The 12148-nt window shown below is 70.4% G+C and carries 14 protein-coding genes, 1 tRNA gene and 1 pseudogene; 5 read left to right on the top strand and 11 right to left on the bottom strand.

Annotated elements, in window-relative coordinates:
• Window positions 1-52: 52 nt before the first annotated feature.
• Window positions 53-1077 (top strand): annotated as a pseudogene (locus tag ACP95_RS06675) (NAD(P)/FAD-dependent oxidoreductase).
• A 166-nt stretch (window positions 1078-1243) separates the two neighbouring features.
• Window positions 1244-1314 (top strand) — tRNA-Gly (locus tag ACP95_RS06670).
• A gap of 18 nt (window positions 1315-1332) precedes the next feature.
• On the opposite strand, the gene ACP95_RS06665 is transcribed toward ACP95_RS06670, so the two are convergent.
• Window positions 1333-2349 (bottom strand): DUF5787 family protein, encoded by a 1017-nt coding sequence (locus tag ACP95_RS06665; protein ID WP_049980461.1) that lies wholly within the window; start codon window positions 2347-2349, stop codon window positions 1333-1335.
• A gap of 3 nt (window positions 2350-2352) precedes the next feature.
• Window positions 2353-2811: a bis(5'-nucleosyl)-tetraphosphatase gene (locus ACP95_RS06660; protein ID WP_049980460.1), complete on the bottom strand. Its 459-nt coding sequence runs from the start codon at window positions 2809-2811 to the stop codon at window positions 2353-2355.
• A 119-nt stretch (window positions 2812-2930) separates the two neighbouring features.
• Here ACP95_RS06660 and ACP95_RS06655 point away from each other — a divergent pair, with 119 nt between their 5' ends.
• Window positions 2931-3257 (top strand): uS10/mL48 family ribosomal protein, encoded by a 327-nt coding sequence (locus ACP95_RS06655; RefSeq protein ID WP_049980459.1) that lies wholly within the window; start codon window positions 2931-2933, stop codon window positions 3255-3257.
• 54 nt (window positions 3258-3311) lie between these two features.
• Here the strand turns inward: ACP95_RS06655 and ACP95_RS06650 are convergent, their stop codons facing one another.
• Together ACP95_RS06650 and ACP95_RS06645 are read right to left on the bottom strand one after the other, a co-directional pair.
• Window positions 3312-3551 (bottom strand): DUF7513 family protein, encoded by a 240-nt coding sequence (locus ACP95_RS06650; protein ID WP_049980458.1) that lies wholly within the window; start codon window positions 3549-3551, stop codon window positions 3312-3314.
• Window positions 3548-5095, bottom strand: a complete 1548-nt coding sequence (locus ACP95_RS06645; RefSeq protein ID WP_049980457.1) for a Na+/H+ antiporter NhaC family protein — start codon at window positions 5093-5095, stop codon at window positions 3548-3550. The genes ACP95_RS06650 and ACP95_RS06645 overlap by 4 nt, the downstream gene beginning before the upstream one ends.
• Window positions 5096-5211: 116 nt before the next feature.
• Here ACP95_RS06645 and ACP95_RS06640 point away from each other — a divergent pair, with 116 nt between their 5' ends.
• Window positions 5212-6495: an amidohydrolase gene (locus ACP95_RS06640; RefSeq protein WP_237560412.1), complete on the top strand. Its 1284-nt coding sequence runs from the start codon at window positions 5212-5214 to the stop codon at window positions 6493-6495.
• Window positions 6496-6652: 157 nt separating this feature from the next.
• On the opposite strand, the gene ACP95_RS06635 is transcribed toward ACP95_RS06640, so the two are convergent.
• From ACP95_RS06635 to ACP95_RS06610, 6 genes are all read right to left on the bottom strand, one after another.
• Complete coding sequence (locus ACP95_RS06635; protein WP_049980455.1) at window positions 6653-8017, bottom strand: geranylgeranyl reductase family protein; 1365 nt, start codon at window positions 8015-8017, stop codon at window positions 6653-6655.
• Window positions 8018-8107: 90 nt separating this feature from the next.
• Window positions 8108-8548 (bottom strand): DUF7124 domain-containing protein, encoded by a 441-nt coding sequence (locus tag ACP95_RS06630; RefSeq protein WP_049980454.1) that lies wholly within the window; start codon window positions 8546-8548, stop codon window positions 8108-8110.
• A 40-nt stretch (window positions 8549-8588) separates the two neighbouring features.
• Window positions 8589-9569 (bottom strand): PLP-dependent cysteine synthase family protein, encoded by a 981-nt coding sequence (locus tag ACP95_RS06625; protein WP_049980453.1) that lies wholly within the window; start codon window positions 9567-9569, stop codon window positions 8589-8591.
• 67 nt (window positions 9570-9636) lie between these two features.
• Entirely contained in the window at window positions 9637-9933 is a 297-nt protein-coding gene (locus ACP95_RS06620; protein WP_049980452.1) for a DUF5798 family protein, read from the bottom strand.
• A 47-nt stretch (window positions 9934-9980) separates the two neighbouring features.
• Complete coding sequence (ddh, locus tag ACP95_RS06615) at window positions 9981-10907, bottom strand: D-2-hydroxyacid dehydrogenase (protein WP_049980451.1); 927 nt, start codon at window positions 10905-10907, stop codon at window positions 9981-9983.
• Between the two features lie 147 nt (window positions 10908-11054).
• Window positions 11055-11288, bottom strand: coding sequence for a hypothetical protein (locus ACP95_RS06610; RefSeq protein ID WP_049980450.1), 234 nt, complete (start codon window positions 11286-11288; stop codon window positions 11055-11057).
• Window positions 11289-11367: 79 nt separating this feature from the next.
• Here ACP95_RS06610 and ACP95_RS06605 point away from each other — a divergent pair, with 79 nt between their 5' ends.
• The gene (locus ACP95_RS06605; protein ID WP_049980449.1) at window positions 11368-11601 is read left to right on the top strand and encodes a hypothetical protein; all 234 of its coding nucleotides are present in this window, start codon (window positions 11368-11370) and stop codon (window positions 11599-11601) included.
• Between the two features lie 2 nt (window positions 11602-11603).
• Here the strand turns inward: ACP95_RS06605 and ACP95_RS06600 are convergent.
• A partial coding sequence (locus ACP95_RS06600) for a GTP-binding protein (RefSeq protein ID WP_161782060.1) occupies window positions 11604-12148 on the bottom strand: 545 nt, incomplete at its 5' end.

Raw genomic sequence — 12148 nt, 5'->3', positions numbered from 1 at the left:
CGAGCGATGCCACGAGTGGTGTGCTTTTAGGTTGGAAGTCCGGAGTAGGGGTATGAGCGAAGCCGACACTGAGTACCAGGTGGCCGTCGTCGGCGGCGGCCCGGCGGGACTGACGACTGCACTCTACACGACCCGGCTCGGCCACGACACGGTGTTGATCGACCGCGGCGGCGGTCGGGCGGCGATGATGCAGGAGACCCACAACGTCATCGGCATCACCGAGGAGGTCTCCGGGAACGAGCTGATCCAGACTGCCAAACGCCAGATCGAGTCCTACGGCGCCGACACCGTCCGGGGGTTGGTCTCGGACATCCACGGCTCGTCGGGCTCGTACCGGCTCGACGTCGGCGAGGAGACGTACACCGCCGATCGAGTGGTGCTGGCGACGGGCTTCTCCGACGACCGTCCGGAGCCGCCGCTGCCCCGGACCGGCCGGGGGCTCCACTACTGCCTCCACTGTGACGCCTACATGTTCATCGACGAGTCGGTGTACGTCATGGGCACCAACGAGAGTTCGGCACACGTCGCGATGATCATGCTCAACTTCACCGACGAGGTGGACCTGCTGCTGCGCGGCGAGGAGCCGGAGTGGAGCGAGGAGACCGACCGACAGCTCCGTGCCCACCCCGTCGACGTGATCGAGGCGGAGATCACGGGGATGAACACCGACCAGGACGGCTGGCTGAACTCGTTCGAGTTCGAGGACGGCACGACCCGGGAGTACAAGGGCGGGTTCCCGATGTTCGGGGCGGAGTACCACGCGGAACTCGCGAGGTGCTCGACCTGAAGCGGACTGACGGCGGCGCCGTCCAGGTCGACGACCACGGGCGGACCTCGGTGGAGGGCGTGTTCGCGGTCGGCGACCTCACGCCGGGGCACAGCCAGATCCCGGTCGCGATGGGCGAGGGCGCGAAGGCGGGGATCGCGATCCACTACGACCTCCGGGAGTTCCCCAAGTCGCTGGCCGAACTCGACGGCGAGTCGGTCGACCCGGCGTCGACGCCCGCGGTGTCGGGAGAGATCCGCGAGGCTGCTCGCCGCCGGGGCGAGTCCGAGGCGCCGGCGACGGACGACTGATAGCGACGGGGCCGCCGAACCGCACACGGGAGGGCTGGCCGCACACCCGCGACACGTCCCGTGGTCGTTCTCGGCGCACACGGGGGTTGGTCACGGCATCGTACTCGAACGTCGGGGCGACGCGAAGGGGAACGCCCTTATTTCTGCGTGTGGTTACTCCGACTGCGCACCGATGGTCTAGTGGCAGGACCTGAGCCTTCCAAGCTCATGGCCCGGGTTCAAATCCCGGTCGGTGCATTCTCGAAGTCCCGTCGACTACCGTCTCCGCGCCCGTTCGCGCCGACGCTCCAGCAGCTCCCGCACCCCCTGTCCCGGCCCGCCGTCGATCGGCCACCCCTTCGTCCGCCACTGGGGCGGCTCGGGTTCGAAGGAGCCGCAGCGACTGCTGCACTCGCTCTCCGTCTGACAGCGGCCTTTCGCGCCACAGACGGGGACGATCCCGCGGCCGGCCCGCGCGACCTCGAACCACCGACAGTCCGGCCGCATCGTCTCCGTGATCGAGCGCCACCCCTTCCCGTACGCTCGCTCGGCGATCAGGCGTCGGCGTCGCGCCTTCTCGGCGGCGTCGAAGCGCTCGCTCGGCGCCGCCGCGTCGAGCTCCGAGGGGAGCCAGTCGACCGTCGCGGCGTCGGCGTCGACGCCGGGGCCCGCGAAGTCGAACGTCAGCACGCCGGCCTCCACCGGGAACTGCCGGAGGAGCGCGGGTTCGACGCGGTCGCCCGTGCGCCCGGTCGCGAGCCACACCTCGTCGGCCAGCGCGGTCTCCACGTCGTGCTCGAGCTGGTCGGAGAGCGCGGCCGCCGCGCTGGCGTCGAGGTCGGGCTTGTTCTCGACGGCGACGATCCGGCGGACCCAGTCCGGGTACGGGCGCTTCCGGCGGATCTCGATCCGGTTGCCGTTCTTGCGCTTCTCCACCAGCCCCCGGGCCGCCGCGCGGTGGATCGCCTCCCGAACGTAGCGCCAGGGGTAGCCCGGGTCGGGGAGGGCGTCGCGGTAGTACGCCCACTCCGCGGGCGCGTGGCGGACGATCGGGAGCAGTTCGCCGTCGATGGCCCGGTCGCCGAACTCGCGGCGGGCCGCGAGCCCCGCCGGGTCGCACTCGATCACGATGGTGTCCCAGCGGCGCCGCTGGGTGCCGAGTTGCCGCGAGACGATCACCGGCGCCCCGTCGGCGCCGTCGCTACTCGCGGCAGTTGGGTGCCAGCCGAGTTCGGCCCAGCGGCAGACTAACAGCTCGAAGCTGAACTCCGAATCGACGGTGGGGGTCGACACCGCTTACGCCGGCGTGCCGACGTACCCTTCGCCCTCGGCCTCCTTCACGTCGTCGAGGTAGCCGTGCGCCTCCTCGAGGATGTCGCGGGGGCCGTCCTGGGTGATCGTGTTGAGCGCCTGGTCGTAGTCCCGCCACTGCATGTCGCGGTGTTCCGCCGAGAGCTCGGCGCTGGCCTCGAACGACCGGGCGATGAACAGGTGGACCGTCTTGTGGATCGTGTTCCCGTTGGCCTCGAACACGTAGTCGTACTCCTTGCGGAAGCCGTCGATGAGTCTGAAGTCCTCGATGCCGGCTTCCTCCGTCACTTCTCTGATCGCGGTCTGCTGGAGCTCCTCTTCCCCCTCGACCCCGCCCTTGGGGAACTCCCAGTCCCCGGGTCGGCTCTTCAGGAGCAGATACTCCCGTTCGCCGCGGGTGTCGCGGAAGAGGATGGCTCCGGCGGACGTCGCTTCGACCGTCATTGCGTTCGGCTACGCGTCACGCTCTTAAATTGGCTTCGGTGGGCCAAAACCCCGACTCGGCATCCGGCCGGTCGACTTCCGGTAGATGCGCTTTTCACGTTCGAACCCAATCTCCGAGTATGACCTTCGTTACGACGCTGACGTTCCGGAGCGGGGACCGGGCCGTCCTCGACGACACCGTCACCGGGCTCAAACAGCGGGTCGAGCGCAAGGGCGCCGAGTGCAAGGGCCCCCACCAGGAGCAGCCGGAACACCACTCCGTCCCGCTTTACAGCCGCTGCCAGCCGGGCGAGCAGTGCGACCCCTGGAACTACACCGTGTACACGCGCTGGCTGGAGATCCACGGCTCCGACCACATCGCCCGCGAGGTCGTCGCCACCGACCTGCCGGACTCGATCCGCGTCGAAGTCGACGTGGAGCGCCGCGCGAGCCAGGCGTACCGCTGATCGGTCGTCGATCCGACTGACCTCACCCTTTCTCGAAAAAACGTCGTCGCCGACTCAGAGCAGCTCGGCCTCGCCCGTCGCGTCGTCGGCGTCGAACGCCGTCACGCGGATCCGCACCTCGGCGTCGACCGCCACGTCGGTGTCCGCGAGCCGGAGTCGCGTGTCGCCGATCCGCACCAGCGCGTCGTCGCCGTCGCGGCCCGTGACGATCACGGCGAGCTCGTCGCCGGGCTCGTACTGCGGCGTCGCGGTCCGGAACTCCAGCCCCTCGAAGAACGCGTCGAAGCGGCTCATACGCGACTCACCTCCTCGCTCTCGCGGTCGCTAACGTACTCGCGACCGAACCCAGTTATCGCGGCGACGAGGAACACCGCCACGAGGAACCAGCCGTGGAACACGTACGGGAACACCGCGGCCGGGTTGACGATCATGTCTACCGTGAACCAGGTGTACTCCTCGGGCAGCGTCTGCATCGCGGAGTAGCCCGCGAGCACGCCGCCGCCCCACGGGAAGATGTACCCCAGCGCCGAGGTGTTGGCGTCGAGGATGTTGGCGCGGCGGTAGCCGTTGATGTTGAACCGCCGGCCGAGCGTGCGGATGTACGGCGCGATCGCGATCTCGGCGGCGGTGTTGATGGTGATCATCGCGTTCACCATCGCGGTGCCGAGCACCATCGTCACCTCCGCGCGCCGGACCGTCGTCGCGACGGTGTCCAGCAGCCAGCTCTGGAGCGCCTCGAACCCGCCGCCCTGGCGCATGATCTGCGCGCCGGCGACGATCAGCAGCGTGAGCACGATCAGCGGGAAGAAGCCCACCGCGCCGTTGTAGAGGCTGCCGCCGATGCCCGCCTCGCCGGCCGGCACCGTCTCGACGACCGCGCCGAGCAGCGGCGCGGTGTCGAGCGACGTCGCGAGCCCGGAGCTCTCCGGCGCCATGAACACCAGCACGTCGCTGACGCCGACGTCGACGAGGTCGAAGAAGCCGAGCGCGACGTTGAGCAGGAACGCCGACGCGAGCCCCCACGAGACCGCCTCGACGATGTGGCGACCCCGGACGGCGGTGCCGATCACGATCGCGACCGGGATCAGGTGGAGCAGCCCCCACGCGGCGCCGGAGGTGACGCCCGACCCGGACGCCGGATCCGTCGTCGCCATCGTCGTCCCCGCGATCAGGAAGGCGATGAACGCCGGGATCGCGGCGGCGACCGCGTACTTCACCCGCGAGGCGACGACGCCGCCGATGTCGGCGTCCTGCGTCACCGCGCTCACGATGGTCGTGTCCGAAACCGGCGCGAGGTTGTCCCCGAACACGGCGCCGGAGAGGATCGCCCCGAACAGCAGGATGGGGTTCGTCCCCAGCAGCAGCCCCGCCGGGAACACCAGCGTCACGAAGGCGATCGTCGTCCCGTAGCCGGTGCCGATCCCGGTCGCGAGCAGCCCCGCGAGCAGGAACGTCACCGCCGGGAACAGCGCGGCGCCGACCTCGGCGGCGTTGGCGGCCCAGACGAGGCCGTCGACGAAGCCGCCGGCCTGGATCGTGTTCGCGAACATCCCCGCCCAGAGCCACGCGACGGCGGCCGTCGCCGCCACCTCCTGGGTCATCCCCTCGAAGATCGCGTCGGCGTACGTCTTCCAGTCGCCCCGGACGAACGGGAGGCCGGCGATGAGCCCGACCAGCATCCCCACGACGAGCCCCGAGGTGTCACCGATGCCGAGAACCCCCGACTGGAACACTGCCCAGACGATGAACAGCCCGATCGGGATTGCGCTCGCGGCCGGCCCGCCGCGGAACTCGAGGCTCCGACCTCCTCCTGAATCGATCGTTGGCTCCGCTTCCATACACCGTGGTGGCGGCACGGCCTGGGATAAATCATGCGTCACGCCGCTCCCGCAGCCCCGGGGCACGCGCTGCCGCCACGCCGGGGTTTATGCGCCTGCCAGCCCTCCGAACGCCCGTGAACGTAGACGCCGACGCGCTGACCGAGTTCCGCAGAGATCTCCACCGCCACCCCGAGCCGGCCTGGTGTGAGTTCTACACCACCGCCCGCATCGTCGAGGAGCTCCGCGCCCGCGACCTGGACGAGCTCCACGTCGGGCCGGACGCGCTCGAGGACGCCGACGACGAACCGCGCATGTCCCTCCCGGAGCAGGCAACCCGCGACGAGTGGAAGGAGCGCGCCGTCGACGCCGGCGCCGACGCTGACCTCGTCGATCGCCTCGACGGCGGGAACACCGGCGCCGTCGCGGTCGTGGAGCAGGGCGAGGGGCCGACGGTCGGCCTCCGGGTCGACATCGACGGGCTGCCGATCCTCGAGTCCGACGAGGAGGATCACGTCCCCGCGGCGGAGGGGTTCCGCTCGGAGAACGAGGGGTACATGCACGCCTGCGGCCACGACGCCCACGCGACGCTCGGGCTCGGCGTCGTCGACGCCGTGCTCGACAGCGACTTTTCGGGCACGCTGAAGGTGTTCTTCCAGCCCGCCGAGGAGCGCATCGCCGGCGGCGGCCCGATGGCCCGCTCCGGCCACCTGGACGACGTGGACTCGCTGTACGCGGTCCACATCGGGCTCGACCACCCGACGGGTGAGATCGTCGCCGGCGTCGGCGGGTTCCTCGCGGCCTCGGGGTTCAAGGTCGAGTTCACCGGCGCCTCGGCCCACGCCGGCGCCCACCCCGAGGAAGGCGACAACGCGATCCAGGCGATGGCCGAAGCGATCACGAGCATCTACGCGGTGCCGCGGCACGCCGACGGCCCGACGCGAGTGAACGCGGGCGTCGTCGACGGCGGCACGGCGTCGAACATCATCGCCGAGCAGGCCCGGATGGAGGGCGAGGTCCGCGGGCAGTCCACCGAACTGATGGAGTACATGTGGGAGGAGACGGGCCGCGTCATCGACGCCGCCGCCGACATGCACGACGTGGACGCCGAGCGCACCCGGAACTCCCGCGCGCCCTCGGCCGAGAGCGACGCGGCGCTCGCCGCGGTCGTCGCCGACGTGGCCGACGGCGTCGCGGGCGTCGACTCGATCATGGACCACGACGACCTCGGCGGCAGCGAGGACGCGACGTACCTGATGAACCGCGTGCAGGAGCAGGGCGGGCGGGCCTGCTACGTCGGCCTCGGCACCGACCACCCCGGGGGCCACCACACCCCGACGTTCGACGTGGACGAGGAGTCGCTGCGCATCGGCGTCGAGACGCTGGCCGGCGCGATCGAGGCGCTGTCGAACGAGGAGTGAACCCTTCGGCGGAGCGGTCGCTGTCGAGTGGTAGAGCAGGACGTCCACGAACGAGCGGAGCGAGTGAGTGGGCCGAGGAGACCCCGAAGGGGTCGACGCAGGCTTTTGGTCGAGCTTTTGCAAGGGCCCTCCGTGGCCCGCTGGAAAAGGTCGAGTTCTAGTACTTCGGATCGGCGCCCGTCTGCTCGTAGACGCGCTCCATGATCGAGTCGCGCTGGTCCTGCCAGCGCGGGAGCGCCGACGGCCGGTCCGGGTAGTTCTCGTAGTGGGCGAGCAGCTCCTCCGCCAGGTTCCGGACCTGGTAGATCTCCCAGAGCTGGCCCAGGTGGCCGATCGCCCCGCGGATCGTCTTCAGCGCGACGCCCGGGCTGATCGAGGTCTTGCCGGAGTACAGCGCCTCCGCGATCGGCTCGCCCGGCAGCGAGGCGAGCATCGACGTGAGCTCGTCGACCTCGACGGCCGTCGAGAGCACGTTGTACACGTCGAGCGCGGCGTAGCGCGCGCCGAAGTGCTCCATGATCCGCTCGTTGTACCGCCAGAGCTCCTCGTCCGTCCGGCCGTTCGAGATGGCCGCCATCGCCTCCTCGGCGGCGTACTGACCGGAGTAGGCGGCGCCGGCGATCCCGCCGCCGGTGGTCGGGTTGACGAGCCCCGCGGCGTCGCCGACGGCGACGAGGCCCGGCGCCGTCGCGGAGTCGTACGGCCGGCGGGTGGGGAGCGCGGCGCCGAGCTTGTCCTTCACCTCCGCGCCCTCGAACTCGGGGCGGCTCCGGAGGTCGTTCCGGAGGTCCTGGACGAGCTTCATCGGCTCCTCGGTCATCTGGAAGCCGAGGCCGACGTTGATCTCCGTCGGCGTGCGCGGGAAGTACCAGAGGTAGCCCGACGCGCGGTCGGTCGGCTTGAACACCAGCGCGTCGTCCCACTCGACCGGCTCGGGCACCTCGACGATCTCACGGTACGCCGAGCAGAACTGCGAGTAGGCGACGTTCGTGTCGAACGTGGCGTCGGAGAAGTCGGCGTTGTCCTGGAGCACCGATAGCGCGCCCGCGGCGTCGACGGTGATCTCGGCGCGGAACTCCTCGACCTCGCCCTGGCGTTTCCCGCGGACGCCCCGGACGCGGCCGCCCTCCTGGATCACGTCGGTGACGACCGTGTCGTAGTGGAACTCGGCGCCGGCGTCGTCGGCGCCGTCGATGATCTTCCGGCCGTACTCCCAGCGGTCGATGACGGCGAGCTCCCCCGGGACGGGGATGTCGAGCACCGTGTCCTCGGAAGGGATCTCGAAGCGACCGTGGTCGACGGCGGTGTTGGTGAACGAGGACTCGATCTTCGACTTCGGGATCGCGTCCGGGAACGAGTCCGCGCCCTTCAGCGCGTCGCCGCAGGCGATGTGGCCCGCCTCCGACTCGCTCTTGCGCTCGACGACCGCGACGTCGAGCCCCTCGCGGGCGGCCGTCGCCGCCGCGTAACAGCCGGACGTGCCGGAGCCGACGACGACGATGTCGTACTCGTGTGTACTCATTTGCCAACCCTCGGGTGGGAGGGTGCAAAACTCTTTATCACGAGTCCGTGGCTGTTGGCCCGCACCGCCGGGTGCCCGCCGCTACGGCGCTCAGTCGTCGCCGAACCCCGGGAGGAGGCCCGCCAGTCGCTCCCGGAGACGCGCGATGGGGCCCGACCCCGACGACTCGGCGTCGAGGCGCCACCCCGCCTTCTCGGCGGCGTCGGTTACGTGGACGAACTCCCAGCCGAGTTCGGTCGCGACCCGGCGGTTTTCGGCGGTCTCGCCGACGTAAACGTGCCGCGGCGCCGCCGTCGACGCGCGGATGCGCTCCATGGCGAGCCACACGTCGTCCTTGCCGAGGTCGAAATCCTGCCGGAGGTCGTGCTCGGCGACGGCCGTCCCAACCGCATCCCGGTCGTTATCGACAACGCCGAGCTGTCGGCTCCAGGCGTCGGCGTCAGCGAACGCGGCCGCCGGGTCGGCGAGGCGCTCTACCGCTGCGAGCGAGAACGCGAGCGTCATCTCGCCGCCGGCGTCGCTGCCGTTCATGGCTCGGGCGTCGACCGCCCGCGTGAAAACCGCTGGGGCGCTACCCCTCCCACTCCTCGTACTCGCCGTAGATCCCCTTCGAGAGGTAACGCTCGCTGGAGTCGGCGAACACCGTCACCACCGCGTCGTACGGCGCGTCGATCTCCCCGTCGGCGATCCGCCGGGCGACCTGCTTCGCCGCCACCGCGTTCGCGCCGGAGCTGGAGGCCACGAGGTGGCCCTCCTCGGCGGCGAGGCGCTGCACCTCGGCGTGGGACTCCTCGTCCGGGACGGCGTGGACCTCGTCGACGAGCTCGGGCTCGAACAGCTCGTTCGTCGAGGTGTCGTGGGTGCCGATCCCCTCGGTCTTGTACTCGCCCTCTTCGCGCTCCTCGCCCAGCAGCGTGCCGTACAGCGACCCCTCGGGCTCGACGGCGGCGACGTGAGTGTCCGCGTGCCGCTCGCGCCCGTAGCGGGCGATCCCCATCAGGGTGCCCGCGGTCCCGCAGCCGGCGACGACCGCGCCGACTTCGCCGTCGAGCGCGTCGTAGATCTCGGGGGCGGTAGTCTCGTAGTGGGCCTCGGCGTTGAGCGGGTTCGAGAACTGCTGGGGCACCGCGGCGTTGTCGAGCTCGTCGGCGAGCTCGTCGGCGCGCTCGATCGCGCGAGCCATCCCGTCCTCGCTGGGCGTGTTGATCACCTCGGCGCCGAGTGCGCGCATCAGCGTCTGTTTCTCCACGGAGAACCGTTCGGGGACGACGAACACCGCCTCGAGATCGAGCTGGCGGGCGGCGACGGCGATGCCGATGCCCGTGTTGCCGGCGGTGGGTTCGATGATCGTCCCGCCGGGCTCCACGTCGCCACGCTCCAGCATCCCTTCGAGCATGTACTTCCCGATGCGGTCCTTGATGCTGGCGCCGGGGTTGAACGACTCCAGCTTCGCGTAGACGGGGACTGCGTCGGGGCTGTCGTGGACACGGACCAGCGGCGTCTCGCCGATGGTGTCGAGAACCGAGTCCAGAGGTTCCCGATGAGTGCTCATACGGGGTCGTGGGCGGTACCCGTTGTGTAGTTTACCATCTCCGGGAACCGTTCCGAGACGACGACGCTCAGTCGTCGGTCGTCGCCGTGTCCTCCTCCGCCGCCTCCTCGGCCTCCGCCTCGCTGATGTGGGCCTCGGCGGCGACGGCGTCGACGTCGATGTCGTGCTCGGCGGCGATCGCGTCGAGCACGGCGCGCTGCTCGGCCAGCTCGTCCTCGACGGTGCCGACGCGCTCCTTCGTCCCCTCGACGGTCTGCTGGGTCTCCTCGACCTCCTCGCGGAGCTTGTTCATCCGCTCGTACACCTTCTCGGCCTTCTCCGCGACGGTCTGCAGCTTCTGTGCGGTGCTTCCGAGTCCGACCATACGGGAGGATAGGGGCGAGGGCTTGTGTCGCTTCCGGTGGCTGGGGCTCAGACGACCCCGTTCGCTAGCGACTCGCCGTCGTCGATGCGCCGGAGGTTCTCCCGGACGAGCGCCGCCATCCGGTCGGGGTACTCGCGGTGGGCGGCCGCGCTGTGGGGCGTCACGATCACGTCGTCCATCCCCCACAGCGGCGACTCGGCGGGCAGCGGCTCGGTCTCGAACACGTCGAGCGCCGCGCCGTCGAGTGCGTCAGAGCGGAGCGCGTCGACGAGCGCCGGCTGGTCGACGACGCCGCCCCGGGCGACGTTCACCAGCACGGCGTCCTCCCGCATCCGCGCGAGCTCCTCGGCGCCGATCAGCCCCTCGGTCTCGTCGGTCAGCGGCACCGCGAGCGCGACGAACTTCGCGCTCCCGATCGCCTCGTGCAGTTCCGAACTCGGGTGGACGGTGTCGACGTGATCTACCGGCGTCGGCGTCCGCTTGACGCCGGTCACGTCCATCCCCAGCGCGTCTGCGCGCGCGGCGATTCCGCGGCCGAGCGTGCCCAGGCCCACCACGCAGAGCGAACTGCCCGAGAGGGTGAACGGCGCGTCCCACTCGGCCCACGCCCACTCCTCGCGCTCCTGTCTGCTGCGGAACTCGTGGAGCCGGCGGGCGAACGCGAGCATGTACCCCGCGACCGTCTCGCCGACGCTGTCGCCGTGGGTTCCGGTGCTGTTGGTCAGGCTGATCCCCCTCGCCTCGAGCTCGTCGAGCGGGAACCGGTCGATACCGGCCTGCACCGAGTGGATCCACTCCAGTCCGCTGTCGAGGAAGGCGTCGTCGTACGCGAACGTCACCAGCGCGTCGACGCCGCCGACGCCGTCGGTGTCGACGACGACCACCTCGGGGTCGACCGCGGCGAGTCGGTCCCGGAGCACTTCCGGCGGGAACAGCGCCTCGATGGAGTCGTGGATGCCGATCCGTGTCACCATAGCCCGGGAGTTTTGCGCACGGCCTATACAGTGTGTCGGATACCTACACGACCACCGGATCCGTCCCTCGCCGCCCGCCGATGCCGTCCCTCGCCGCCCGCCAGCGCGTACCATCGACCCCACGGGGTGGCCTGACGACGCCCGGCGCTAGCGTACGGACATCAGGTACGCCGCGGTGAAGATGAGCACCGTCGCCGTCGCGACGTTGACGGGGGTGAACGCGAGGCTGCCGACGAAGTCCAGCCCCCAGACGATCGTGGTCGCGAACAGCGTCGACAGCAGCAGGTTCAGCCCGTGGACGATCCACGGGTTGCCCGCGGAGCGTTCCGTCGCCGCCTCGAACCCCTCCCGACCCGTCGGGCCGTCGTCCTCGTCGCTCATACCGGTAGCCGGGGGCCGGGCCACTTAGCTGTTGGTCGCCGGCGGGAGAGCTAAGGCCGTGGAGCCGAACGGTTCGAGTATGGGTATCGTTAGCACGATCGAGAGCGCACTGACCGGCACCACCGACGACACGGCGGAGTCGGAGCCGAACTCGACCGGCGCGTACTGGTGTGACGACTGCGGCGTGCGGATCCGCGACGTGGAGGTCGAGTCGGCGGGGCTAGAGCACGACGACGAGGGGACGCCCCAGTGTCCCGACTGCGGCGCGGCGATGCGGTTCGAGCGTTCCCACGCCGACGGCTGCGCCTGCTGAGGCTACTCGGCCGGCGCGGGCGTCGGCTCCCGCAGCGATGTCTCGGCCTCGTTCTCGGTCGGGAACGGTCCGGCGGGGAGGTCGTCGAGGCCCGCCCACTCAGCGTCGGTAACCAGCGCGTCGTCGAGTCGCTCGCGCAGCGCTTCCTCGTCGTACGCCGTCCCGATCACGACGTACTCCGTGCGCCGATCGCCGTGCTCCTCGTCCCACTCCAGGTTCGGGCGGTTCGACCGGTAGAGATCCTGCTCGATCTCCGGCAGGGAGGCGACCCAGGGGCCGCGCGCCTCCACGCGGACCGAGGAGCCTGCCTGTCCGACGGTCTGCCGGAGGTCGTTGCCCGCGACCCAGAGCGTCCCCTTCGAGCGCACCACGCCCGCCGGGAGATCCCGGAGTACGTCGGCGACGCGCTCGGGGTGGAACGGTCGGCGCTGTCGGTAGGTGAACGAGGAGACGCCGTACACCTCGTCCGGGTGGCGGTGGCCGTGGTGATCGTCGTGGGCGTGTTCGTCGTCGGTCTCGCCGTCCTCGTGCCCGTGGTCGCCGTGCC

The organism is Halolamina rubra, assembly GCF_000739555.1.
Taxonomy (GTDB): domain Archaea; phylum Halobacteriota; class Halobacteria; order Halobacteriales; family Haloferacaceae; genus Halolamina; species Halolamina rubra.
Note: the sequence above shows the minus strand (reverse complement) of the source record. Positions and strands in the feature narration are given on the sequence as shown.